This window comes from Acinetobacter sp. IK23 (assembly GCF_035615275.1).
GTDB lineage: Bacteria > Pseudomonadota > Gammaproteobacteria > Pseudomonadales > Moraxellaceae > Acinetobacter > Acinetobacter seifertii.
Map to the genome: position 1 here is coordinate 19,307 of NZ_JANBNX010000003.1, position 26,102 is coordinate 45,408.

Annotated in this window: 24 protein-coding genes and 2 pseudogenes; 15 read left to right on the top strand and 11 right to left on the bottom strand. The window is 39.8% G+C overall.

All coding sequences use genetic code 11. The features are described from left to right. Window positions 1-8: 8 nt before the first annotated feature. The 4 genes from MSG95_RS03240 to MSG95_RS03255 form a co-directional block, all read right to left on the bottom strand. Window positions 9-1,475 carry an MFS transporter gene (locus MSG95_RS03240; RefSeq protein WP_151819350.1) on the bottom strand — a complete coding sequence of 489 codons (1,467 nt, stop codon included), beginning with the start codon at window positions 1,473-1,475 and terminating at the stop codon, window positions 9-11. A gap of 197 nt (window positions 1,476-1,672) precedes the next feature. Further along, window positions 1,673-3,064, bottom strand: a complete 1,392-nt coding sequence (locus MSG95_RS03245; protein ID WP_077165534.1) for an LLM class flavin-dependent oxidoreductase — start codon at window positions 3,062-3,064, stop codon at window positions 1,673-1,675. Between the two features lie 176 nt (window positions 3,065-3,240). After that, the gene (locus MSG95_RS03250) at window positions 3,241-4,536 is read right to left on the bottom strand and encodes an acyl-CoA dehydrogenase family protein (protein ID WP_077165533.1); all 1,296 of its coding nucleotides are present in this window, start codon (window positions 4,534-4,536) and stop codon (window positions 3,241-3,243) included. A gap of 118 nt (window positions 4,537-4,654) precedes the next feature. Continuing rightward, on the bottom strand, window positions 4,655-5,473 hold the full coding sequence (locus MSG95_RS03255; RefSeq protein ID WP_324624514.1) for a hypothetical protein: 819 nt from the start codon (window positions 5,471-5,473) through the stop codon (window positions 4,655-4,657). Window positions 5,474-6,128: 655 nt separating this feature from the next. Between MSG95_RS03255 and MSG95_RS03260 the strand changes: the two genes are divergently transcribed. The 4 genes from MSG95_RS03260 to MSG95_RS03275 all read left to right on the top strand — a co-directional run bounded on the left by MSG95_RS03260 (window position 6,129) and on the right by MSG95_RS03275 (window position 10,235). After that, window positions 6,129-7,574: a cytochrome ubiquinol oxidase subunit I gene (locus MSG95_RS03260; RefSeq protein WP_019458892.1), complete on the top strand. Its 1,446-nt coding sequence runs from the start codon at window positions 6,129-6,131 to the stop codon at window positions 7,572-7,574. After that, window positions 7,567-8,574: a cytochrome d ubiquinol oxidase subunit II gene (gene cydB, locus MSG95_RS03265; RefSeq protein WP_077165530.1), complete on the top strand. Its 1,008-nt coding sequence runs from the start codon at window positions 7,567-7,569 to the stop codon at window positions 8,572-8,574. The genes MSG95_RS03260 and cydB overlap by 8 nt, the downstream gene beginning before the upstream one ends. A 14-nt stretch (window positions 8,575-8,588) precedes the next feature. Further along, window positions 8,589-8,723, top strand: a complete 135-nt coding sequence (locus MSG95_RS03270) for a DUF2474 domain-containing protein (protein WP_198307702.1) — start codon at window positions 8,589-8,591, stop codon at window positions 8,721-8,723. Window positions 8,724-8,816: 93 nt separating this feature from the next. Then, window positions 8,817-10,235, top strand: a complete 1,419-nt coding sequence (locus MSG95_RS03275; RefSeq protein WP_077165528.1) for a PLP-dependent aminotransferase family protein — start codon at window positions 8,817-8,819, stop codon at window positions 10,233-10,235. Window positions 10,236-10,278: 43 nt separating this feature from the next. Here the strand turns inward: MSG95_RS03275 and MSG95_RS03280 are convergent, their stop codons facing one another. Both MSG95_RS03280 and MSG95_RS03285 read right to left on the bottom strand, forming a co-directional pair. Continuing rightward, window positions 10,279-10,872: a GNAT family N-acetyltransferase gene (locus MSG95_RS03280; protein ID WP_077165527.1), complete on the bottom strand. Its 594-nt coding sequence runs from the start codon at window positions 10,870-10,872 to the stop codon at window positions 10,279-10,281. A gap of 42 nt (window positions 10,873-10,914) precedes the next feature. Continuing rightward, window positions 10,915-11,550, bottom strand: coding sequence for an FMN-binding negative transcriptional regulator (locus tag MSG95_RS03285; protein WP_077165526.1), 636 nt, complete (start codon window positions 11,548-11,550; stop codon window positions 10,915-10,917). 115 nt (window positions 11,551-11,665) lie between these two features. Between MSG95_RS03285 and MSG95_RS03290 the strand changes: the two genes are divergently transcribed. Further along, window positions 11,666-13,156: a PLP-dependent aminotransferase family protein gene (locus MSG95_RS03290; RefSeq protein ID WP_077165525.1), complete on the top strand. Its 1,491-nt coding sequence runs from the start codon at window positions 11,666-11,668 to the stop codon at window positions 13,154-13,156. 7 nt (window positions 13,157-13,163) lie between these two features. Here MSG95_RS03290 and MSG95_RS03295 read toward each other — a convergent pair whose 3' ends face one another. Both MSG95_RS03295 and MSG95_RS03300 read right to left on the bottom strand, forming a co-directional pair. Beyond that, complete coding sequence (locus MSG95_RS03295; protein ID WP_077165524.1) at window positions 13,164-13,853, bottom strand: LrgB family protein; 690 nt, start codon at window positions 13,851-13,853, stop codon at window positions 13,164-13,166. A gap of 12 nt (window positions 13,854-13,865) precedes the next feature. Further along, a complete protein-coding gene (locus MSG95_RS03300; protein ID WP_039253439.1) occupies window positions 13,866-14,297 on the bottom strand; it encodes a CidA/LrgA family protein in 432 nt (143 codons plus the stop codon). Window positions 14,298-14,407: 110 nt separating this feature from the next. Here MSG95_RS03300 and MSG95_RS03305 point away from each other — a divergent pair, with 110 nt between their 5' ends. The 3 genes from MSG95_RS03305 to yghU all read left to right on the top strand — a co-directional run bounded on the left by MSG95_RS03305 (window position 14,408) and on the right by yghU (window position 16,955). Continuing rightward, complete coding sequence (locus tag MSG95_RS03305) at window positions 14,408-15,313, top strand: LysR family transcriptional regulator (RefSeq protein ID WP_077165523.1); 906 nt, start codon at window positions 14,408-14,410, stop codon at window positions 15,311-15,313. Window positions 15,314-15,433: 120 nt separating this feature from the next. Beyond that, window positions 15,434-16,060 carry a glutathione transferase gene (yfcF, locus tag MSG95_RS03310; RefSeq protein WP_039253443.1) on the top strand — a complete coding sequence of 209 codons (627 nt, stop codon included), beginning with the start codon at window positions 15,434-15,436 and terminating at the stop codon, window positions 16,058-16,060. Between the two features lie 34 nt (window positions 16,061-16,094). Continuing rightward, the gene (yghU, locus tag MSG95_RS03315) at window positions 16,095-16,955 is read left to right on the top strand and encodes a glutathione-dependent disulfide-bond oxidoreductase (RefSeq protein ID WP_077165522.1); all 861 of its coding nucleotides are present in this window, start codon (window positions 16,095-16,097) and stop codon (window positions 16,953-16,955) included. Between the two features lie 21 nt (window positions 16,956-16,976). Here the strand turns inward: yghU and MSG95_RS03320 are convergent, their stop codons facing one another. Next, window positions 16,977-17,912, bottom strand: a complete 936-nt coding sequence (locus MSG95_RS03320; protein ID WP_077165521.1) for a LysR family transcriptional regulator — start codon at window positions 17,910-17,912, stop codon at window positions 16,977-16,979. 125 nt (window positions 17,913-18,037) lie between these two features. Between MSG95_RS03320 and MSG95_RS03325 the strand changes: the two genes are divergently transcribed. The 5 genes from MSG95_RS03325 (at window position 18,038) to MSG95_RS03345 (ending at window position 23,587) form a co-directional block, all read left to right on the top strand. Beyond that, complete coding sequence (locus MSG95_RS03325; RefSeq protein WP_077165520.1) at window positions 18,038-18,775, top strand: SDR family oxidoreductase; 738 nt, start codon at window positions 18,038-18,040, stop codon at window positions 18,773-18,775. 238 nt (window positions 18,776-19,013) lie between these two features. After that, window positions 19,014-19,523, top strand: a complete 510-nt coding sequence (locus MSG95_RS03330; protein WP_077165519.1) for a rhodanese-like domain-containing protein — start codon at window positions 19,014-19,016, stop codon at window positions 19,521-19,523. A gap of 18 nt (window positions 19,524-19,541) precedes the next feature. After that, window positions 19,542-20,483 carry a serine O-acetyltransferase EpsC gene (gene epsC, locus MSG95_RS03335; protein ID WP_077165518.1) on the top strand — a complete coding sequence of 314 codons (942 nt, stop codon included), beginning with the start codon at window positions 19,542-19,544 and terminating at the stop codon, window positions 20,481-20,483. Between the two features lie 235 nt (window positions 20,484-20,718). After that, window positions 20,719-21,651, top strand: coding sequence for a family 2A encapsulin nanocompartment shell protein (locus MSG95_RS03340; RefSeq protein ID WP_001107602.1), 933 nt, complete (start codon window positions 20,719-20,721; stop codon window positions 21,649-21,651). Further along, on the top strand, window positions 21,626-23,587 hold the full coding sequence (locus tag MSG95_RS03345; RefSeq protein WP_077165517.1) for a family 2A encapsulin nanocompartment cargo protein cysteine desulfurase: 1,962 nt from the start codon (window positions 21,626-21,628) through the stop codon (window positions 23,585-23,587). The genes MSG95_RS03340 and MSG95_RS03345 overlap by 26 nt, the downstream gene beginning before the upstream one ends. A 442-nt stretch (window positions 23,588-24,029) precedes the next feature. Here the strand turns inward: MSG95_RS03345 and MSG95_RS03350 are convergent. Further along, window positions 24,030-24,151, bottom strand: a pseudogene (locus MSG95_RS03350) (hypothetical protein). Window positions 24,152-24,239: 88 nt separating this feature from the next. Next, a pseudogene (locus tag MSG95_RS03355) lies at window positions 24,240-24,878 on the bottom strand (LysE family translocator). A gap of 90 nt (window positions 24,879-24,968) precedes the next feature. On the opposite strand from MSG95_RS03355, the gene MSG95_RS03360 reads away from it, so the two are divergent. Both MSG95_RS03360 and MSG95_RS03365 read left to right on the top strand, forming a co-directional pair. Further along, complete coding sequence (locus MSG95_RS03360; protein ID WP_077165515.1) at window positions 24,969-25,904, top strand: LysR family transcriptional regulator; 936 nt, start codon at window positions 24,969-24,971, stop codon at window positions 25,902-25,904. Between the two features lie 76 nt (window positions 25,905-25,980). Continuing rightward, on the top strand, window positions 25,981-26,100 hold the full coding sequence (locus MSG95_RS03365; RefSeq protein WP_077165514.1) for a hypothetical protein: 120 nt from the start codon (window positions 25,981-25,983) through the stop codon (window positions 26,098-26,100). Window positions 26,101-26,102: the final 2 nt, after the last annotated feature.

The following is a 26,102-nucleotide window of genomic DNA, read 5'->3' on the forward strand; positions in this document are numbered from 1 at the left end:
CTTTTACTCTAGTCGATTACTGGTGAATTATTGAGAGGAAGTTCTGTTTTATCTTCATAAATCACATCGACGTCTTGGGCGGTAGGCTCAAACTTAATCAGTAGCCCAATCACAATTAAAGGAATAAATGCAAAGATAGAAATAATCAGATAAACATCGGTTTTATATCCCGCCATCCAGATGGGTAAAACAAACAAAGCAATTGCTTGAGCAACACCCGTTACTGCACGGTTAAAGCCGACACCAACGCCACGAATCGAAGCTGGATAGGCCATAGTTGGATAAACCATCATTTGTGCCCCAGGCCCAAAGCCTTCAGCAAAAAGCCACAAACCGAGCATGCCAATTGCGGTATAGAGTAAAAAGCTATTACCGGGCTCACCAATGAATGTCAAGGCAATGAGGGCTATAAACTGGAGTAAAAAGCCTGTGAGCAACACATGACGAGATTTAAATCTGCTAGCAACAAATACGCCTAACAGGCCGCCCGTAAATGCAAATAGTAGATTGAGTCCGAGCGTTGTAGTAATGGTCGTCAAAACATCGGTATGAAAGAACCGTGTTAAAATAGAAGGTAAAAAGAAAGCAATGGTGGTGTACTGAAATGCAACCGAAATATGAATTACAATGGCCACAATCGTTCTTGGCAAATAGGTTTTATTAAATAAAACCGCAAACCCCTCACGCTTTTTCTTTTCAGCAGTTCTTTCTACTTTTTCAACTGTAGCGACTGCATTAATTGCATAGGACTCTTGTAGAACTTTAGCTGCCCCTTTTAAATCGCCTTGGTTTGCAAGCCAAATGGGTGATTCAGTTAAATATTTACCGCGAATAAAAATAATGAGTAACGCTGGCACTGCTCCAAAAATTAAAGATGCTCGCCATAACCAGTTGCTATGCTCAGGCGGTAAAAGAAAATAAAGCGCCAGAACCAGACCAAAACATACCGAAGAAGCCGCATACCACATTGGGCACCATGCCGCTAAACGAGCTGCCTTGTTACTACTTCCGTTAAATTTGGAAAATTCAGATAAGTAGGACATTGCCACAGGCAGATCAATCCCCACACTAATTCCCATAATAAATCTGGCTAAAATTAAAACCCAAACATTTGGTGCAAAGCCTGCGACAATTGCCGCAATGACAAACAGTACCATGTCCGCCATGAAGACCCGATAACGACCAATTTTATCTGTCAGCCAACCACCAATCAGGTTACCCACAATGGTTCCACAGACAATTGCTGAAGCCACCACACCAGTCATCACAGGGCTTAAAGAAAACTCTGAGATGACTTGCTCAATACCAAAGGATAGCGTTGTTAAATCATAGGCATCAATAAACACCCCAATGAGTGCTAACCAAATAATTTTATTCGATTTACCCTTCCCTGCAAATTTTGAAATTAACTGTGAAACATCATCGGGAGATTTAATTTCATAACGATGGTTATGATCGAGTTCTTGTGTGCTCACTTAATAATTCCTGAATTTTAATAACAGGAACAAAATAATGATTATTCACACAATACAAAAACAAATTAATCTGATGTTTTAATCTAAATTATAGAATTATTTTTTCATTATTAACTCAGCAGTAAAACCGATATAAAAAAAGACAAAATAAAAGCTGGTATTTAACCAGCCATTTATTTTAAAGGCTTTGCAAAATATTAACTCGCCTCAGCAAGTTTTAATTCCTTTAGATTACGATATTTTGCACCGCGGTGATTTTCAGGCAAATATGGCCCAGCACCAAATAATTTTTCTCTTAATGTTCCTTGTGCATATGAGGTTTGATATACCCCACGTTTTTGCAACTCTGGAACAATAAATTCGACCACATCAGCAAAGGTTTGATGCGCCAAAATATAGGCCAAGTTAAAGCCATCAATATCGGTATCTTCAACCCATCGTTGTAGAGAATCTGAAACTGTTTCTGCCGAACCTACCAATACTGGCCCATTACCACCTAAGCTGCTCCAGTTTGCAATTTCTTCAATGGTCCAGACACGTTCTGGATCTGCATTTACATAAGAATCTAATAAAGATTGAATCGCGTTGGTTTGAATATATTCAACTTTATCGGTCGGTTGATATTGTGAAAAATCAACACCTGACCAGCCAGACAGCAATGTTAAAGCGCCATCATAGCTTCCATAGCTTTGATATTCTCTAAACTTAGCCTGTGCTTTTGCATCGGTTTCATCAGTGACAATCGACAAAAGCGCATAAATTTTAACTGAGTACGGATCGCGACCTTCTTGAGCCAATTTTTGACGAATGCCCTGTACCACTTTTTTAGTGGCGATTTTAGACGGCGCTGCGATGAATACACACTCGGCATTTTGACTAGCAAACTTCTGCCCGCGTGAAGATGCGCCTGCTTGGTAAAGTACTGGCGTTCGCTGTGGTGATGGCTCACAAATATGAATGCCCGGTACAGTAAAGTATTTACCCTCGTGCTGAATTGGATGCACTTTTTTATAGTCAGCAAAAATACCGCTTTCACGGTCACGAAGTACCGAACCTTCTTCCCAAGAACCTTCCCAAAGTTTGTAAAGGACTTCTAAATATTCATCAGCAATATCATAACGATTATCATGATTAACCTGAGTTTTTAGACCCAAGTTTTTCGAACCACTTTCCAAATAAGACGTCACGATATTCCAACCAACTCGCCCTTTGGTTAAATGGTCTAGCGTGCTAATACGTCTAGCAAAAGGATAAGGATGCTCAAAAGAAATAGAGGTCGTGACACCAAAACCCAAGTGCTTTGTGACTGCCGCCATCGCTGGCACAATCTGTAGCGGATCATTGACTGGAACTTGTACTGCACCTGTTAAGGCATGTTCAGCACTTTGATGATAAACGTCATAAATACCAAGCACATCTGCAATAAAAATACCGTCAAAAAAACCACGCTCAAGAATTTGCGCTAAATCTGTCCAATATTCTAAATCTTTATATTCAACAGATCGATCTTGAGGATGTCGCCATAATCCAGGAGATTGATGGGCAATACAATTCATTTCAAAAGCATTAAAACTAATTTTCTTAGTCATAAAATATCAGCCAGCATTTTATTTAATTTTTATACTAAAGCAATTTTTAGGTTTTCTTTATAATATAAACCCCAAACAAAATATGATTTTATTCTAATAGATTTTTATAATTTAATTTAAATAACCAAAATAATATTAAGCCGCTAAAATAGCAGCTTAATATCTAAAACTATAATTTATTGTTTAGCAACATTCCCTATTCGCCATTGATACGGTGGTAATGTGCCGTTTACACTAAAATCACCGATAATACGATTTTTAAATACTCTCGGGTTATGTGAAGATAAAGTTCGTACATTACGCCAGTATCGATCTAGGCCTAAATCTTTGTCTGTTGCGGAAGCACCTAAAGCGTCAAATAAAATCGTAGAAGCATTTAAAATCAAATCGGTAATAACCGTTTGAGATTGTGCACTTTCAAGCTCGGCAAGTGCATTTTGCTCTTCTTCAAGCTGCTCATTATTTTGAAATGCAGCCAAGTAAGCACGTTGTAAGCTTTGTGCGACTTTTTCAACAATCGCCCCTGCACTGTAAGCCGCGCCACGGATTTGGCCTACTACTTGTAAAATTTGGGGATCTTGTTTTACAAATTGGGCATTTGCATGCGTGTAGTTTCGGGTCCGTTTAGCAACAGCTTGAGAAACATCATAGCTTGCAGCACGCCCTAGACCTGTAATGATTGCCAGTTGAACAAGTTGATAGTAAGCCGCTGAATATTTAAAACGGTCATCATCAGGTAAAATTTCAGCTTCGTCGACCAATACATCATGGAAATATGCTGTACCACTTGCAGTGAGCTGCTGGCCAAAGCCATTCCAGTCATCAACAATTTCGACACCTTCATCTTCACGGCGAACAACGACCGAGCCAGATTCACCCTTTAAGTCTGTTACACCAACATCAACCCAATCTGCATATAGGCTCCCTGTGGTGTAGTATTTTTTGCCTTTAACGCGAATTTTTCCGTCACTATCTCGATATAAGTGAGTTTCGAACTGATCAATTGACTCTTTCCCACCTTCAGACCATGCACTACCGATTGTTTCCCCATTTGCAATTCGGCTTAGCCAGCGCTGTTGAAACGCTTTGTCTTTACTTACTAAAACATCTTCAGTGAAACCAAAATGCACACGCAAAGCTTGGGGTAAGTTCGAGTCGGCTTCTGCAAGTTCAATGAGTAATGCAAATAATTCAGGAATAGTTGCATCAAAGCCACCATGAGCTTTGGGAAGTCTTAAGCGCGTAAAACCAATATCTTTGAGCCACTGGAGTTGTTCATAAGGCAAAATATGCTGTTGCTCACGGATTAAAGCCCCTTCTTTTATACGGGCAAAAGTTGGTCTGAAATTTTTTGCCAATTCATCATAACGCTCAGTTGGCCCTTCACCCCACACGCGAGAAATAATTGAGGCCTGACTAAGTGCTGCATGTGTTAGTGAACCGAGATGATGCTCAAAATTTAAATTTGTCATGTAAGTAAAACCAATATTGCTTTGCTTTTACCATAAAATATTTATTTCACATGAAAACGATTATTTTTTTATAACAGTATTCAATCTTGATATAACACCAATCAAAAGCCTGACCACCCTAAGCGATCTCTTTTTTAGTAAGACTATGCTGACTTTGCAATAAGGTTTGCATATATTCTGAATAGACAGATAACTTTTCAAAAATATGTTCTGAATAAAACATATCATCAATTAAGTGAGTCATTTGACTGGCAGTAAAGGTATCGCATAACCCGACCAGTGCTGCATTCATTTGCGCAAAATGAGCACATAAATGTACATATGCTTCATCTTTATTTTTAAATAATAATTTACGCATATCTAGCTGATCTAAGCCTTTTAGACTTTCATCTTTTACGACTTTGACCCAATGAATTTTTATTTTTAAGAACTGTTCAAGTTGTTCTAAAACGTCTAAGTCCAGCTCTAAATGGGTGATCAAAAAAATTGTAGAGATATCACTTCTACACAATGCTTTGATTAATTTTAAATAAATAAAGTCAGCTTCTCCTATCTCTATTAGTTCCAAATCTAGATATATTTTTAGGCTCTCTAAAACCTCATCTACCTTAAACACAACCTTCTTGTCAGCTTGATAGTATTTATTCAGGATAGTAAGCACAGGTGGTGTTGCAGGTGTTGTATAAATAGCAGCTTTGTTTAGGTTCGCAAAAATAAATGGTGAGAATAGATAAGCTAAACTACTTTGCTGTGGCTCAATATGCGACTGAATTAAATAAACCGTTTGAGTTTTAGAAAAGTCTCTGAGTACTTTCGCTCTAAGTAAGGTTGCTTCAAGGTTCACATACGTCTGTTCTAACTGATCTATTACCAAGGTAGAAATAGACTGATTTTTAATAATTTTATGTAGAACATTGAGTTGAGAAGTAATAAACATTTTTTAACATCCAAGCTATTTTAGAAGCGCTACACTTATACTCAGGTCTTTAAGAAACACGCAGCAACCGGACCCTACACAAAACAACAATGGAAATAGAAAAGAAGAACATAATCATGTGCTTAAAAAAAAATCTAAAGCAGCGTTCACATTGAGTCTTGAAGGTTGGTTTAGGTCGACGGTAAATCCTGTTCATTTTTATTGTGAACTTTAGAGGACTGAATATATAGCTACAGATGATCGAAAAAAAACTATAGCACCCCCTCGAAACAACACTGAACTGTTATAGTTTTATAAAAAATTTCTGTATCTACATATACAAATAGAGCGAGTGCATGATTAAGAAAACTTCTTAAGGTAGGTAGTTTTCATGAGACGATCTATTGCATATCGCCAGATATTTCATCAATGTTTCAATGCAACATGCATTTTTACAAATGCAACATCAAGCATAAACTTTGCTAACAGATTGAAAACAATCAATCGCCCTATTTTATTGAAATATCAAGCAATTATATTGCTTTACCCTGTTGGCATTTTACTTGCTAAGAACATTTATCACAGAAGTAAGTTTAATCGCCAGAGTACTTTTTTGCCTGAAAATAAGTATTTAACTCATTCAATCATCATCAGCTAGTTCACAGGGGGAAAGTTTATGAGCCTCGGTCTAACCGCTCTAGAATTAGCGCGAATACAATTTGCTTTCACAGTATCCTTCCATATTATTTTTCCAGCCACATCCATCGGACTTGCCTGCTTTTTGGCAGTTTTAGAATGGAAATGGTTAAGAACGCAAAACCCAATTTATAAAGATCTATTTAAATACTGGATTAAGATCTTTGCCGTTGCGTTTGGTATGGGAGTTGTTTCCGGTGTCGTAATGAGCTACCAGTTTGGTACCAACTGGAGTGAATTTTCACGAGTCGCCGGAAGTATTACTGGTCCTTTACTTACCTATGAAGTGTTAAGTGCCTTCTTCTTAGAAGCAGGTTTCTTAGGCATTATGTTGTTTGGCTGGGGACGTGTTGGTCCTAGAGCCCATTTCTTTGCGACGCTTATGGTTGCTATCGGAACATGTATTTCCATGTTCTGGATTTTATCTTCCAATAGTTGGATGCAAACCCCACAAGGTTTTGCCATCGAAAATGGCATTATTGTGCCTAAAGACTGGTTAGCTATTGTCTTTAACCCATCGTTCCCTTACCGCTTTGCCCATATGGGTGCTGCTGCCTTCTTGGTTTCATCTTTATTGGTCGTAGGAACATCTGCATGGCATTTAGTAAAAGGCCGTCGCGATGAACTGGTAAAAAAATCATTCTCGATGGGTCTTTGGATGGTACTTGTGACTTCATGTTTACAAGTGGTGATTGGTGATAACCATGGTTTAAACACTCGTGAACATCAACCTGCCAAACTTGCCGCAATGGAAGGTCACTGGGAAACCAATCATAACGAACCAATGCCATTACTGTTATTTGCTATTCCAGATATGAAAGAAGAACGTAACCACTTTGAAGTGGGGGTTCCATATTTGGGTAGCTTAATTTTGACTCACAGTTTAGATGGTCAAGTCACTGGTTTAAAAGATTTCGCACCTGAAGATCGTCCAAACTCGACCATTATTTTCTGGAGCTTCCGTGTGATGGTTGGCCTTGGTGTCCTTATGGTTACATTATCACTGATTGCCCTTTGGCTGCGTAAAAGCGGAAAGCTTTATGAAACATCATGGTTCCACAAATTTGCTTTACTAATGGGCCCAGCAGGTTATGTTGCATTACTTGCGGGCTGGGTCACCACTGAAGTAGGCCGTCAACCTTGGGTCGTATATGGCATTATGCGAACCAAAGATGGCTTATCTCATACGGTGTCGGCAGATCAAGTCGGCCTCAGTCTCTTTATTTTTGTAGTGGTGTATACCATCGTTTTTGGTAGCGGTATTTACTACACCTTAAAACTCATTAATAAAGGCCCATCATTTATCGATACACCAAATATCGAATCTGGTGGTGTTGGACACTTTAAAACACCAATGCGCCCACTCAGTGCAGTTGATGAAAATATTGACAGCAACCAAAAATCTGGGGAGAACCGTCATGATTGATCTTTCTTTAATATGGGTCGGTATTATCGGTTTAGGTGTCATGATTTATGTGGTCATGGATGGCTTTGACTTAGGAATCGGGATCATGTTCCCATTCATTAAGAACAGCCAAGAACGTGATGTGATGATGAATACCGTCGCCCCTGTCTGGGATGGTAACGAAACGTGGATGGTACTCGGAGGTGCTGGTCTATATGCAGCATTTCCACTGGTCTATTCAACAGTTTTATCAGCACTATACCTACCTATTATTTTTATGGTGATTGCCCTGATTTTCCGTGGCGTTGCTTTTGAATTCCGTTTTAAAGCTCATCGCACCAAACATCTGTGGGACTTGGCTTTTATTTGGGGTTCGGTTTTAACGAGCTTCCTTCAAGGGATTATTTTGGGTGCTTATATTCAAGGGATTAAAACCGAAAATGGTATTTATGCTGGTGGATCTCTTGATTGGTTATCACCATTTACGATCTTTACAGGTATTGGTGTAGTTGCTATGTATGCAACTTTGGGTTGTGGCTGGCTCATTTTAAAAACTGAAAAAGGTTTGCAGCAACGTATGTATGAGCTTATGCCTAAGCTAATTATTGCACTACTCATTATTTTTGGTGGCGTAAGTTTATATACGCCTTTGACTCATCCTGAAATTGCAGATCGCTGGTTCTCTTTACCAAATCTGTTCTATTTTAGTCCTGTACCTATTTTGGTCTTATTGTTTGTTGGCCTAATTTTATCGGCATGTAAAAAGCAGAATCACGACCTCAAACCATTTGCATATACATTGGCTCTCGTTTTCCTTGCATTTACTGGATTCGTGATTAGTTTATGGCCTTATATTATTCCACCATCAGTCACCATCTGGCAGGCCGCAGCACCACATTCAAGCCAAATGTTTGCTTTGGTCGGTGCACTTATTTTGATTCCAATCATTATTGCTTACACCATTGTGTCTTACTGGGTATTTAGAGACAAAGTCCGTGTAGGTGATGAAGGCTATCATTAAGTATGGAGGGTTTTATGAAAAAGTTATCAGTTAAACTCAATCAAACCCAATGGTTTATTCTGCTATGGCTTGGAGGTTTTTTTGCCTTAGCTGTGATTGCAGGATTGTTTAAAGTGATATTGATTTATGCAGCCCCTTACTTAAAGTAAATCTATCGTTCTAAACAAATGCCGTTTGTAGATTCTGCAAACGGCATTTATTATTGATTCAGTGCATCTTTTTTTATTTCGTGCAGCTCATACATGTATAAATCAGAACAACTCGCCCATAGCATTCGCCAACTCATTGAGAGCGGTACTTTAAATGCACATGAAAAATTACCTTCGTTGAGAGATCAGGTACAACGCTCTGGCTTTAGTCTAATGACCGTAATGAATGCTTATCAGGAGCTTGAATCCCAAGGTCTGATTTATTCAAAAGAAAAATCGGGATATTTTGTTGCCGAACAAATTGCACTTAAACCACTGGAACAATATTCAGTTGTTTCGCTCAATTCTAAAATCGAAATTAATTCTTTAGTTTTTAAATACCTTAAATCGATTCAACATGAATCTGTTGTACCTTTTGGTTCAGCTTTTCCAGATAGTCAGCTTTTAGCTGCCCCCAAACTCATTCAAATTATGGGGCAACTTGCGCGTCAAAGACAAAGCTATGATCAAACAGCAAGTCTACCTCCCGGTAATTTAGCCTTAAGAAAACTGATTGCTCAGCGCTATTGTATGCAAGGGATACAAACTGACCCAGATGACATTGTCATTACATCAGGAGGTTTAGATGCACTGAACCTTTCCCTACAAGCTGTTGCTCAACCTGGCGACTATATTCTATTGCAACAAACCGTATTTTACGGCGCTTGGCAAGCTGCAGAGCGCTTAGGACTTAAAGTCATTACCATTCCTGAACACCCTCAGCATGGTTTTGACCTAGAAGCTTTTGAACAAGTTATTCAAACATATCCTATCAAGGTATGTTGGCTCATGCTGAATGCCCAGAACCCGATTGGTTTTACTGTTAGTGATGATATTAAATATAAAATTGCCAAATTGCTTCATGAACACCAAATTTACTTAATTGAAGATGATGTGTATGAAGAGCTTTTTTATGGCGGCCAAAAACCACTTTCAATGAAGTATTTTGACCAACAAAATCTGGTACTGCACTGCTCGTCTTTTTCTAAAACATTAGGTGCAGGTTTTCGGGTTGGTTGGGTCTATGCAGGTAAATTTTCAGACCATATCCAACACTTACAGCTTATGAGTACCATTTCAGTAAATGCCCTCATTCAAAATGCTTTAGTTGAATTTTTGTCTCACCATCATTATGAAAAACACTTGCGCACACTTAGACTTTCGCTTGAGCGCTATAAAAAGCAGTTTTATCACTATTTAAAGCAACATCTACCTAGCTCTTGCGAAGTGTATTATTACCCAAGTGGTTATTTTTTATGGGTCAAACTTCCCAGTACGCTAGACAGTATGCAAGTTTATGAAGAGTTGATTCAGCAAGACATTGGCGTTGCGCCAAGTCCTCTGTTTAGTGTTTTACCTGCACAGCAGCATTATTTGCGAATCAACTGTTCTTTTGAATGGAACACTAAAATTCAAAGCGCATTAGATCAAGTGATTAAAACCATTCAAAAAAGAGTTGAGAACATTTCATAAGAAGGTATGGCCTTTTAAAATCAAGGCCCAAGCCATATCTTTTCTATCGCGGTTTATTCAACATCCATTCCAGATTTTGGCGAACCGCAGACCACTCATGTTTTAAAATGCTATAAACGTGGGTGTCCCGTAAAATATCATCTTTTACAATTTGATGGCTTCTTAGCACACCATCTAGCTTTGCACCCAAGCGTACAATCGCGGCTTGACTTTGAACATTTAAAGAAGATGTGCGTAACTCAACCGCAATACAGTTTAAAGTCTCAAATGCGTGAGCCAGCAATAGCTTTTTACACTCAGTATTTACAGGCGTACGCTGTGCAGACTTTCGATACCACGTCGAACCAATTTCTACACGGCGATGGGCTTCTTCAATATGCATTAAAGTTGTCATGCCCAACGCCCGCCCCGTTTTTCGATCTTCAATATAAAATGGCAGCATAGAGCCGGATTTTTGTAAACCAAGACGTCTTTCAATTTCAGCAGTCATTTGTTCAGGTCTAGGCACACGGGTATACCAAAGATTATAGAGTTCCCCATCACAAACAGCCTCTGCCAGTGATTCAGCTTGAGTTAAGTCTAAGGGCTTTAAAATAACGTGCTCACCTACCAACTCAACAGGTGTAGTAAAAGACATCTTTGTCTCCTCAATTGATATTAAAGTTGTATATTTTCGAAATTATTTATTTAACTCAGCGACACTATACATAGCGTCCGCTATAGTTTGATGACCAGCTTTCGATAGGCCATCTGCCGCACCTAAAATGTCTCGACGTTCTTTGTTTTGTCCAAGTTTTGATTTGCCTCGTAGCTTGGTAATTTCAATCTCAATACCTACAATGGCTTTTAACATCGGTTCAAGATAGTCCTTTGGTGCATCGGACATTTTCCATGGTTCAGGTTGAGATGCTTCGTGGGTACGTGTTAAACGAGCCACAACACCACGGACATAACGTTCATCATCTCGAATGGTTACTTTGCCATAAGCATGCACAACCCTATAGTTCCATGTCGGTACTTGTCTGTGCTGTTCATGTTTGGATGGGTACCAGTTTGGTGAAATATAAGCATCGCCTGCTTGAAATACGACCAACACCTCATCTCCATTTTCAATGTCCTGCCAGACTGGATTAACTCTAGACACATGCGCACGTAGTACACCCAATTCCCCTTCGCTTGCCTGTAATTCGAATGGAAGATGATTTGCATCTAAGCCATTACTTCCATAAGTAAAAAGCACACCAAACGGATATTCGGTAATAAGAGAATGCAATACATCCAAACGGTTTTCTGCATAATCATCAGGGATATACATGGCTCAAAACCTCACTGTAAATATCAGGATTATTTATATTTTGTGTTGTAAATTTTCTGGTTTATGTGGTTTATTAAAAAGAACCACTTTGTATTTTTTTAAGTAGACCAGAATTATGGCAAGAATGGCAAAAGTTGTTGAACTTCCGTCGATTGCAAAGATTAATAAAAGCCAAGGAAAGATAAGTGCACAATTGACTCAAGCTTTACGTGAAGCTGTACAAAGTGGTGATTTACAACCCGGCGACCCTTTACCCTCTTCACGTGAATTGGCTCAAACACTTGGGGTCGCTCGTGGAACGATTATCGAAGCTTACGATCAGCTTTTAGCTGAAGGTGTTTTTGACTCTCAAGCACGAACGGGCACCTATGTGTCTCATGCTTTAGCTAAAAAAACTACACCGCAACATTCTCAAAAAGAGACCACATCTAACTCAATCCCTTTGACGAAGTCGGCACTTTCATATGCCCAAGTGCTTAAAGAGTTTAAACAACTCCCTCAAGCCCCTTTTGCAGTGTCTGTCCCGATTGCGCGCACCCAACCGAGTGATATTTGGCGCAAGTTCGGAAATAAATTTAGATCAAGAGGTGCAGGTGCTCCTTCGGGTTATGGTGAACCTCAAGGCGTACTATCACTAAGAATTGCTATAGCAGACTATGTACGCCGATCACGCTCTGTCCACTGCGAACCTGACCAAATTGTGATTACTCCCGGTATTCAGCAATCACTTTATATTTGCAGCCAGATTTTATTTGAAGCAAAAGATGAAGTTTGGATTGAAGATCCAGCTTATCGCGGTACAACAGCCATTTTTGAACATGCTGTACAAAACATTCGGATGGTACGTGTTCCTGTCGATGAAGAAGGTATTCAGGTTGAAACCGGAATTAAGCTTTCTAAACATGCACGTGCTGCTTTTGTGACTCCATCTCACCAATATCCACTTGGCATGCCAATGAGTCTAGCGAGACGTACGGCTTTATTGGCTTGGGCAAAAAAGCAAAATGCATGGATCATTGAAGATGACTATGACAGTGAACTTCGTTATAACGGTCAGCCCTTCCCATCTTTACAAGGTATGGCGCCCGACCAAGTCATTTATCTTGGGACTTTCAGTAAAGTCCTATTTCCGTCTCTTAGACTTGGCTATGCAGTATTGCCTAAAGAATTGGTGGCATCTTTTTGTGGACTCAGAGTGTTAATTGATCGACACCCACCTGCTGCGGACCAACATGTTTTGGCTGCTTTTATTCAAGAAGGCTATTTAGAGCGGCATATTCGACGGACTCGAAATGTCTATGCAGAAGTTCGAGAATACATTATTGGCTTGATTGAAAAATACATACCTCAAGAACTGGCTTGGTTACAGCCGGGCGATCAAGGCATGCATATGGTGTTATGGCTTGCTCATCATATTAATGACATTGACGTTGCAAGCTCGGCAGTCGATGCAGGCATTGCGATTAAAGCAATTTCACCAACATTTTCAAAAGAACGGCGACGTTCGGGTTTAATTGTCGGCTTAGGCGATTTTGAACCCGAACTGATGAGGCAAGCCATAAAAAAATTATCAAGAATTATTCAACAACATGACAAATCAAGTTAGATAAAATCTACAACAGCAACCATAGATGAATCGCAAATGGCCCAATCAGCACCATTAAAATACCGGCAATAACCATGGTTAAACTGGCAATTACACCTTCTTCGCTATTGCGTTGCTGTGCTCTAACTGTACCAAAACCGTGGGCTGCATTACCGAAGGCTGCCCCATTTGCTACATTAGAACGGATTTTAGTAATCGCTAAAATCGCATCGCCACAAATCATACCGACCAAACCAGTAATGACCGTAAATAGTGAAACCAATGCTGCCGAACCGTGAATATCTTCCGCTAAAATCATGGCAAATGGTGTTGAAATAGAACGGGCCATCAAACTATTGGTGACTTCAGGGCTAAAGTGGAACCACTGTGCCATTTCATAGGCAGACATCACACCTACACTCATCCCCACAATAATCGCAATCGAAAGGACTCCAAGGTTTTTACGAATCGTTTCCCGATAACGATAAATCGGTAAAGCGAAAGCAACCGTTGCTGGTCCTAATAAATTAACAATCCACTGCGTATCTTCAGCATATGTTTGATATGAAATTCCAAAAATCGTCATCAAAATGATGGTGAGTACAGGCACGCTAATCGCGGGTGATAACCAAAGTTTTGGATTTTTCTGATAGATTCGCTTTGCCACAACATAGGCTGCCAGAGTCCAGATCAGACAAAGAATTGACCAAATATTCATGTCATTTGCTCTTTAGATATGCTTATGTTGAAGACGTTTTCGAGCCTGTAAATAAACTTTCAAGCGATTGTAATAGTGAATCGTCAGGCAGGTACTGAGCATGACCGAAATGGTCCCAACCGCAATGCTCAAAACAATTTGCCAGCCTTCGGTCATAAACAAGGTTTTATACTGAACTACGGCAACCACAACAGGTACGAAAAACAGCAATAGTTCACCTAAAACAACGGTTGCTCCCATTGCCACCTGATCCATTTTGATAATTTTAAAGAACAGGCATAAAAGCAATAAAAACATACCTAAAATACCTGCCGAGACAGGTACGCCAAGTTTTTGATGTAAGAGATATCCGACCCACCAAAATCCAGCCAGAATCAAAATTTGTTTAACTAAAACTAATAGTGAAGGTTGTGTGGGTGTTCCAGAAGCAGATTCAGTACTCATTTTGCGAAATTAAATGGTTAACTACACTATTATGCTATCTAGGTTAAAACTGCTAAATATGAATTATTCATGTTAATATTATTCTAAAATGGAATAATTTATTCTTTATTATGCTTTCACTAAAATCATTACAGTGCTTCGTTACACTGGTCAAAACTAAAAGTTTTACCCGTACTGCTGAAGAGTTGTATCTGACTCAACCCACTATTAGTAAAATATTACAGCAGCTTGAAGAGCAACTTCAGGTACAGCTTTTGGTTAAACCTGATCACGGCCGTAAAAGGCAAATTGAACTAACTGAAATTGGAGAACGTATTTATCAACATGCGATCGAGCTTCTTCAGGCAGAACAAAACATTTTTCTTGAAATTGAAAACTATCAACAATTAAAAACAGGAACTTTAAAACTTGGCGTTCCGCCTTTAGGCTCGCAGCTCCTAACAACAGCACTGTTTGATTATCACCAGCAATTACCAGATATTGAATTGGCTTTTATGGAGGTTGGTTCACGCGGTATTGAGCAAGCTTTGCTTAACAATGAACTAGACGTTGGCGTTTTATTGCAGCCTTTTGATACGCAAATTTTCAATAGCATCGAGCTATGTAACTACCCTTTAATGGTTCTTTTACGTCGGGATGCGACTTGGGCAACCCGTAAAAAAATAAATCTAGAAGAGCTACAACACCAATCATTTTTAATGTTTCCAGAAAATTTCTCTTTAAACAGTATTATTCTCGATGCCTGTAAGCAGCATGGTTTCTACCCAACCATTGCTTGCCGTACCAGCCAATGGCACCTTTTGGCAGACATGGTGCTACAACGCATGGGAATCGCCCTTCTTCCTCAATATTATACCGACATGCTTGACCCCGCTTTATTTGCAGCGGTACCACTCGAAAAACCAAATATTCAGTGGCACTTAGTCATGGCTTGGAAAAAGAATCTTCCTGTCTCACCAGCGGTACAGGCATGGCTTAGCATTGTTCGTCAACATTTTCAGCACATTAAGCCCTAACGTAGAACACTGAAATGGCTTAATTCAAAAACCGATAAAGCTTTTCCACAAAAAAGCTACCCAATCTTGGATCAGCTCACTTAGACTAGATCCGATTGTTTTATGACATGGACAATAACAATGAATAATGAACATTTTAAGCTGTACACAGATTCACAATTTCTAAGCCCCTATGCATTTACAGTTTTTGTAGGGCTACATGAAAAACAAATTCCATTTGAAATAGCAACCATCAACTTAGGCCAACAAGGCCAGTTTGAAAAGTCTTATGTAGCAAAGTCATTAACTGCCAAAGTGCCTGTACTTGAGCATAATGATTTTGCCTTATCAGAATCTTCTGCCATTTTGGAATATCTTGAAGAGCTTTATCCAAACACATCTATTTATCCAAAAGATGTTCAAGCACGTGCAAGAGCAAGACAAATTCAGGCATGGCTCCGATCCGACTTAGTGGCACTAAGAACTGAGCGCCCAACCGACGTTATTTTTATTCAGCCCAAGTCCACTCCACTTTCAGAAGAAGGCAAAAAAGCAGCCGAGAAACTTTTCTTTGTTGCAGAAAAACTTCTTGCGTCTGATGCCGAATTTCTTTTTGGTTCATGGAGCATTGTGGATGCTGAACTTGCCCTAATGTTGCAACGCCTTATTCAAAATGGTGATGCTGTACCAGAACGTTTAAAAAACTATGCATTACAGCAATGGCAACGTCCGACCGTACAAAAATGGCTTGCCTTGCGACATAAATAAATCCTTATATTTACACCAAACATGAGATAAAAAAATGAGCGATTCAAACTATATTCCTCCACAAGTTTGGCAATGGACTGGAGAAAAAACCGATTTAAACCAACCTACCTCAGGTGCGCGTTACGAGCATACACTTCCAGTAGGGAAACATCCGCTCCAGCTCTACTCTTTAGCAACGCCTAATGGTCAAAAAGTCACTATTTTATTAGAAGAGCTTTTAGCATTAGGACATCAAGATGCTGAATATGATGCTTGGCTGATTAAAATCGGTGAAGGTCAGCAATTTGGCAGTGGCTTTGTAGAAATTAATCCAAACTCTAAAATTCCAGCCTTGGTTGACCATAGCCAAAACCCGCCATTAAGAGTGTTTGAATCTGGTTCAATTTTGCTTTACTTGGCTGAAAAGTTTAAAGCTTTCATTCCAACGGATATTGCTGCACGTACTGAATGTCTCAATTGGTTATTTTGGCAAATGGGTAGCGCGCCATACTTAGGTGGTGGTTTTGGGCATTTTTATGCCTATGCACCCATTAAAATTGAATATGCAGTTAACCGCTTTGCCTTGGAAACAAAACGATTGCTTGATGTGTTAGATAAGCATCTAGCAAAGCATGAATATTTAGCAGGCTCTGAATATAGCATCGCCGATATTGCGACATTTCCTTGGTATGGCGGTCTTGTTAAAAACTGGGTGTATAACGGCGCGGAGTTTTTAAGTGTTGACCAATATAAAAATGTTCAGCGCTGGGCAGATGCGATTTTAGCGCGCCCTGCGGTACAACGTGGCCGTATGGTCAACCGTACTTTTGGTGATTTAGCTACCCAGTTGCATGAACGCCATGATGCCAGCGATTTTGAGACCAAGACTCAAGTTAAATTGCAGAATCAGACTTAAAAATATCATTCAGTTTTTGACTTACCCGCAAGATATTTCATTTTGCGGGTATTCAAAGTTGGCAAAATAGCCCATATATAACTCACTCAGCCAAGCGACAAAAATGCGTACACGTGGCGAGAGCTGCCGATGCTGCGGATATAAAGCAGAAACTGACATCTTCGGGATTTGCCATTCAGATAAAACCTCAACCAACTGCCCGTCTTTTAACTCATTCGCTACATGATAGCTCGGGACCTGAATTAAACCTGCCCCACGTAAAGCAGATAATACATAGTTTTCAGCATCATTTACAGCGATCCAGCTTTTCAAAAAATAATCTTGTTTTTTACCATTCACCATCAATTCAAATGGATAATTCCGCCCGCCTGATGTCGAGAAAAAATTGACACAATAATGTGATAACAAATCCTCTGGTTGCTGAGGTGTTCCATGTTTATTTAGATAGTAAGGACTTGCACAAATGACTTGTGGCATATCAACCAAATGTCTAGCAATTAAAGTGGAATCATCTAAACGACCCGCTCTCACCACACAGTCTATCCCTTCCCTAATCAGATCAACTAAACGATCCCCCGTACTAATTACCAGTTCAATGTTGGGATACAACTCGTGAAATTGATCAATATTAGGTAAAACAATTTTAGTTGCATGTGCGCCTGATAAATCGACACGTAATAAACCACGGGGCTGAGCAATTACATTACGTAAAGATGATTCGGCATCATCGAGTTCCGATAATATTTGTGTGCAACGCTCATAAAATGCTTGTCCATCTAGTGATGGTCTTACATGCCGAGTCGTCCGCTCTAGCAAACGACACTGTAAGTTATTTTCTAACTCTTTAATGGCGTTACTTGCTGTAGCGCGTGGGAGATTTAGCTGATCGGCTGCCTGACTAAAACTACCCAGCTCTACGATGCGGGTAAAAAGTTGCAAGGTATCAAATTTATCCATGGTGCTCGCTTTTAACCCTATCTATTATTAATGAATATGGAATTATCTTATCCAATTATGAAGATTTATCCCATATTTCTATATTATTAAAATAAGCCATACTTACTCAAACAGGCAATCTAAAAATGAATATTTCAAAAAAGACAGCTCTTGTTACTGGTGCTTCACGTGGTATTGGCCGAGCTATCGCTGAGCGTTTAGCTCAAGATGGCTTTTATGTGATTGTTAACTATGCGGGCAATAAGGTGCATGCCCAAGCCACTGTAGAACATATTATTGAGCAAGGTGGTCAAGCCTTAGCTATTCAAGCGGACGTTGCAAATGAACATGAGGTGAGTCGTTTATTTCAAGAAGCTAAAGCCATTAACGGTCAATTAGACGTTGTGGTTCATAGCGCAGGTATTATGCCTATGGCAAAAATTACACCTGAAAGCCTGCCAGATTTCGATAAAGTAATTCATACCAATTTACGTGGCGCGTTTTTAATATTGGCGCATGCGGCCGAAACAGTTCCGGATGGTGGCCGGATTATTGTCCTTTCAACGAGTGTAATTGCTAAATCTTTTCCAGCATATGGTCCCTACATTGCTTCAAAAGCAGGTGTAGAAGGTTTGGTACATGTGTTAGCAAATGAGTTACGCGGCCGAAATATTACTGTAAACGCAGTTGCGCCCGGCCCGACAGGAACTGACCTTTTTTATAATGGAAAAACTGATGAGCAAGTGGCAGCAATTGCAAAACTCGCTCCCTTGGAAAGAATCGGAACACCTGAAGAAATTGCCAGTGTAGTTGCCATGCTAGCTGGCCCAGATGGACGTTGGATAAATTCACAAGTCGTTCGAGTAAATGGTGGATTTGCTTAATTTTTAAATCGTGTGGATTATTTTAATTCACACAATTTTTCTTAACTATTAAAATGATTATTCCATCAATTTCAGTTAAAAAACTATATAAGCTTAATTAATACTTTTTTTATAAAAATATCCCCCATTCTTATTTATAAAAATAATATATATAAATAGATATTCCTTATTTTTGCTTATATTTAAAACCGCGTAAATTGAACAATAACAATCTGAATCGAAGATAAGGATATATTCAATGAATGCTAAATTAAATACAGAAGCCCCTCAAAGCTTTATCTCAAATGGTTCAAATACATCTTTTTCAGCCCAAGAAATTCTTTCTCAAGCACAGCAATACGCACAAGACCATGAACTTAATTTTAGTGGCAGTTTATCTCCGACTGATGCATGGCAGCTCATACAACAAGACGAAGCTGTTTTAGTTGATGTGCGTACTAATGAAGAACGTAAATTTGTGGGTTATGTCCCTGAAAGTGTTCATGTCGCTTGGGCAACTGGCACATCGTTTAACCGTAATCCACGCTTCTTAAAAGAACTCGAATCAAAAGTTGGTAAAGACAAAACCATTCTTTTGTTATGTCGTAGTGGCAACCGTTCGGCACAAGCAGCCGAGGCCGCATTTAATGCTGGTTTTGAGCACATTTATAACGTTCTTGAAGGCTTCGAAGGCGATCTAAATGATCAGCAACAGCGTAATCAGAAAAATGGCTGGCGCATCCATCAACTTCCTTGGCAACAAGACTAATACTTTAATCAATTTTCAGTGAATCAAGGAAAGCTTGTGACTCAATGGAACATTAATGCTGTTGTGCAAGGTTTGCAACAAGCAAGGCATGACTGGCGTCAGCAGCAACACAGGACCAAAGAATTTGGGGGCCGTGAACTTCCATCTAAAGAAGCTTTAAAAGCCATTTTAGATGACTTGTGCGGAATTTTATTTCCAATGCGTTTAGGCCCTGCTGACTTACGTCAAGAAACTGAAGATTCTTATATTGCCTATACTTTAAATCGGGTACTCACAGCTTTACATGCTCAAGTACAACTGGCTTTGAACTATGAAGCAAAACGTCATTTGAGTCATTCGAACACAGTCCAACAGCCAGACGAACTTGCTCAAAATATTGTGCAGGATTTTGCCAACACCTTGCCCTCGATACGACGTCTTTTAGACGGCGATGTGCGTGCTGCTTATGAAGGTGATCCAGCGGCGCATAGTGTGGATGAGGTATTACTTTGCTATCCGGGCATATTTGCGATTATTCATCATCGAATAGCGCATCAACTCTATGCCCAAGTGCCTTTATTGTCTCGCATTATTTCAGAGTTGGCACATTCTGCAACAGGTATTGATATTCATCCAGGTGCGCAAATTGGTAAAGGATTCTTCATCGATCATGGTACAGGTGTGGTGATTGGTGAGACTTGTGTGATTGGAGAGCGTGTCCGTATTTATCAGGCGGTAACTCTTGGGGCAAAACGCTTTGAAACCAATGATGATGGTGCTTTGAAAAAAGATTATACACGCCATCCAATTGTTGAAGATGACGTTGTGGTCTATGCAGGCGCGACTATTTTAGGCCGTATTACGATTGGTCGAGGGTCCATTATTGGGGGAAATGTCTGGCTTACGCATAGTGTTGCATCAGGTAGCCAGATTTTACAGTCACCGAATGAGTCTTATCAAAAAAATCATATTGCCGGTTAAACACTATAGATGTGAAATAAATAGATAAGGAGATAAATAAACAAAGAACGTGCAGATTAATAAAATGCTTATTTCTAGTTTAAATATATTTTTATTTAGAAAATAGATAACTCATTAATAAGCTCAGTATTTAAATTACAACGCTATTTTAATTTTAAACCAGAACTAATTCTAGTTTATATGCACCCTAGAATTTTTATTTTCAAAAAGCCAATGTAATAAGGAAAAATGATTCATGGCGAAAAATACAGACAAAGCCCAACTTGCACTTGGGGATCACGCAGCGCGTCAACTAGCCAATGCGACCAAGACAGCTCCCCAACTTTCTACGATCACTCCCCGATGGCTGACTCACTTACTTCAATGGCTTCCTGTTGAAGCAGGTATTTATCGCTTAAACCGTGTAAATAATACCGATGATATTCAAGTAGCTTGCACCCAACGTGATGAAGCCACTTTACCTCAAACTTTTGTTGATTATGACCCAGAGCCACGCGAATACTTTTTAAATGGTGTATCTACTGTTTTAGACGTACATACACGTGTTGCTGACCTTTACAGCAGCCCACACGACCAAATTAAAGAACAGCTCCGTTTAACGATTGAAACCATTAAAGAACGTCAAGAAAGTGAGCTTATCAATAACCCTGAATACGGTTTACTGGCAAGTGTGACAGATGACCAACGTATTTCGACTTTAAATGGCCCACCTACTCCTGATGATCTTGATGATTTGCTACGTAAAGTCTGGAAAGAACCGGGATTTTTCCTAGCACACCCTGATGCGATTGCAGCATTTGGACGTGAATGTACACGCCGTGGTGTGCCACCTCCAACGGTTAGCTTATTTGGTTCGCAATTCATTACATGGCGCGGTATTCCACTCATTCCATCAAATAAAATTCCTGTAGAAGATGGCAAAACTAAAATCTTGCTGCTTCGTGTTGGTGAAAAGCGTCAAGGGATTGTTGGTTTGTTCCAGCCGGGTCTTGCAGGTGAACAGTCACCGGGACTTTCAGTACGCTTTATGGGAATCAACCGTAACGCAATTGCGTCGTATCTAATCTCATTATATTGCTCACTTGCAGTACTCACTGATGATGCGTTGGCAGTATTAGATGATGTGGAGGTGGACAAATATCATGACTACCCAGTTAACTACAAGTAATCTGCAAGGTAGTCCAACGGGGCCTGAAGTGACTGGTGTTAACCCACCAGCCAACTTCCCTGATGAGTCCACCATTGCTCGACTTGCTAATGAGTTTTTTTCAGCATTACCAAGCTCAAGCAGTTCAGCTTCTCCATCGGGCCTTAACTTGGACTTACCTGTCGGAGCACCACCGCACCCTCCACAACCGGGTGAACCATTTTCTGCACTGAGTGGTCGTGCGCCCAATATCGCCTTTCAGAAAAGTCTCAATCCGGAATATCCTGAGCATATTCCAAATTTGCCAGACTACCCTGAACGTCGAATTGTAGCGTCTGCGCCTGTGGTTGGTGGAGCTAATTTGCCGCGCCCACCATTTGAGCCACATTTGCCACAAAGTGCTCATAGTGAACCCAATGTGCCACGCATTGAACCAAACTTACCCACTGGTGCAGGTGAATCACCTTATTATTTTTTAAATGATTTTTCTGCTCCCAATTCAGCAGAACAGTCTGTTAAAGGTGTTGAAGATAATTATTCGGTTGCACAGTCTTTTCAGTTACCACATGGTGACCAGCTGAAATCATTGCTGACGGAAGATCGTTTTGCAACGAATAAGCCTCCCCAAAGTTCGGCAAGCTCTGCATTTTATTTTTTAGACTTGCCTCAAAGTGGACAAAGTTATAGTCACTATCAGCCATCGCAACCCACTTTTGTAGCAAGTAGTGCTCAACCACTCGATGTACATGCTATACGTCGCGACTTCCCAATTTTACAGGAACGCGTCAATGGCCGACCTCTGGTTTGGTTGGATAATGCTGCCACTACACAAAAACCGCAGCGCGTGATTGATCGGATTGCTTATTTTTATCAACATGAAAACTCAAATATTCACCGTGCTGCCCATGAGTTAGCGGCTCGTGCAACCGATGCCTATGAACATGCAAGAAATGTAGTTGCCCGATTTATTGGTGCACCCTCTTCTAAAGAAATTATCTTTGTTCGAGGAACAACCGAAGGCATTAACCTGATTGCAAAAACATGGGGTGAACAAAATATTGGCGAAGGTGATGAAATCATCGTTTCTCACTTAGAACACCATGCCAATATTGTGCCTTGGTATCAACTCACTAAAAAAACTGGAGCTAAATTAAGAGTCATTCCTGTGGATGACACGGGGCAAATTATTTTAGAAGAGTTGCCAAAACTGATTAATGAGCGCACTAAACTGCTGTCGATTACTCAAGTTTCGAATGCTTTGGGTACAGTCACACCTGTTGCTGAAGTCATTAAAATTGCGCATGCCAAAGGTGTTCGTGTTTTAGTTGATGGTGCTCAATCTGTTTCGCACATCCCTACTGATGTACAAGCTCTCGATGCAGACTTTTTTGTGTTTTCTGGACATAAAGTGTTTGGGCCAACGGGTATTGGTGCGGTCTATACAAAACCAGAATTACTGGAAAGTATGCCTGTTTGGGAAGGCGGCGGTAACATGATTCAGGATGTTACCTTCGAACAAGTAGTTTACCAACCTGCACCAAACAAGTTTGAAGCTGGAACTGGAAACATTGCCGATGCTGTTGGTTTAGGCGCTGCACTTGAATATGTCGAAAGTCTAGGCATTCATAACATTGCTCGCTATGAACATGATCTACTCGAATATGGTCAAAATGCGCTGAGTAGTGTGTCTGGTTTACGCTTGATTGGAACTGCACATCACAAAGCCAGTGTTATGTCCTTTACCTTACAAGGCTATTCAACTGAACAAGTCGGTAAAGCGTTAAATCAACATGGTATTGCCGTACGTTCTGGGCATCACTGTGCACAACCAATTTTACGTCGTTTCGGTGTAGAACAGAGCGTGCGTCCGTCTTTGGCTTTTTATAATACGACTGAAGAAATTGATTTATTGGTGTCGGTGTTACATCAACTTACGCGTAACAAGCGTACCAGTTAAATCTATTTTTGCAAAAAGGACTGCCTTCGAGCGGTCTTTTTTTATAATTAATTTGCCATCATTAAAATTCAATTTTTCAATGAGGAAACTATTAAAACTCAAATAGTCCTAGCACTATATTTACTCGAGCAAATGTCGTCTGCAACCTGCGTAGCATCAAAAAGATTCTGTTTCTGTGAAATACTAGTTAAATGAAATAAGTCGACAGGTTTTGCAGATGACAATGCTTTTGCTTACTTTGAGCGAAACCAAAGTAAGTCAAGCCGAAGGCGACTGAAGAAATTAAAACTTTAAGTGATAATACTCTGTCGTGCTATGCAATAGTTCGCAGATGATTTTAGCTCGAATTAAGAGTCATCAATAGTTCGGACAACTCAAAGTAGTTATCACTGCGGAGTCTTGTTATTTTAAATTCGATTTCTGAATTAGCCTTCGGCTCGTGCTAAGAGTCATCTACAGCCTGCCCATAATTTATAAAAATAATGTTTTTGCAACATTTCCTGATAGATGAAAAACAGTGAACAGGTTCTGTAGATGACAAAGTTTTTTGGTTACTTTTTCCAAAAAAAGTAACAGAATTATCTACTTTATTATGACGTATAAACGGTAAGACTCCGTCGTGCTACCCCATCCACTTATAAATAAAACCAACTTAAACAAACAAACTCCAAATCAATCTCAACGCAATCCCAATTAATAAAACTCCCATCACCCTCTCAAAATAAACTCCAAATTCTAAAAAACGTTTACGTACAATAGGCTGAGCAAACATTACACTCACCACCATAAACCAGATGGCATTGACCATACACATCCAGACCCCATAAAAAACCTGAACTTTCATTGGTGTAGTTGTACTTACAATCGTCGTAAAAATTGCCAGAAAAAAGATAGTGGCTTTTGGGTTTAACGCATTGGTAAGAAAACCCATTGTAAAAGCTTTAAATAAACTCGGCTTATCACTGCCTGCTTGGCCATTAATTTCAATATTGGTATTCGGCTGGCTACGTAAACACTGCCACCCCAAATAAATTAAATAGACTGCTCCCGCTGCTCTAATAAGCGACATGAGCCATTCACTTTATTGAATCAAAAAACCAATCCCAACCAAGGTATAAAAGACATGAACCGAAATCCCAACACCAATACCAATCGCGGTTAGACATCCAATTAAGTAGCCATAACGTACACTTTGCCTTACCGTAATCACAAAATCTGGTCCCGGTAAAATCACCGCCATAAAGTGAATAAGAGCCAGCGTTAAAAACTCATGTCCATACAACTGCCACATAACAATTTAGTTCCTGAAAATCACTTAAAAGATTGTATTGCGATTTTTTAGACGCGATAATCCAATCAAAATCCAAATAACTTTTGCCTCATGAGCACAAATCAAAGTCTGGTTCTGTTAAATGAAATGGCGACCTTCGTTAAGGTGGTCGAGTCAGAAAGTTTTTCTGAAACTGCAAGACAGCTTGGTACTACACCTTCCGCTGTTAGCCGCGCCATTGCCCGTTTAGAACGTGCTTTAGGCACCCGCTTACTCTATCGGACCACACGAAAACTTCGTTTAAGTGAAAGTGGACAACAGGTCTATCAACGCTGTTTAGACATGGTGAATGCGGCTCAAGCAGTCATGGAAAGTTCAGGTCAATTTCATGTTGAACCCGAAGGTATTATTCGCATGAGTGTTCCGAAAGCTGTGGGACATTTTATGATTCATCCGCATTTACCCGAGTTTTTAGAACGCTACCCGAAAATTGATATACAAATGCTTTTAGAAGATCGCTATGTAGATCTCATTGATGATGGCGTTGATTTAGCACTTCGAATTACAGAGCAACCACCGGGTGGCCTTATGGGTCGAAAACTCATTAATATTGATCACTTGGTTTGTGCCACACCTGAATATTTGGTAAAGCATGGCACACCGAACCACCCTCGTGATTTAAAGCAGCATGAATGTATTTACTTAGGTGAACAAGCCAGTGACTCAAAATGGAAATTTCAACAAAGAAATAAATCGATCAGTGTGGCTGTGCGTGGTCGTTATGCAGCAAACCATACGGGTGTGCGTTTGAGCGCCGCATTACAGCATTTAGGTATTGCAAGCTTGCCGTACTTCGTTGCACGCCATGCTCTACAACAAGGTACCTTAGTTCAGGTTTTACCAGATTGGTATTTTAAGACCTATTATAGTGGTGGGCTGTGGTTACTTTACCCACCGACACGGCATGTCCCACCTAAATTGAGTGTGTTTATTCAATATTTGGCAGATAAATTAGCAGCAGAGCCGACTTTATTTAAGTTAAAGTAATATAGAGTCAAGGAATTAGCACGATGGAATCCTACCTTTTAACCTCTAAAGCAAGCAGCTAATTCTGTTACTTTTTTTGAAAAAAGTAACCAAAAACCTTTCTCATCTACAGAACCTGACCACTGTTTATATCTATAGAAAATATTGCAAAAACATTATCTTTATAAATTATGAGCAGGCTGTAGATGAATCTTAGCT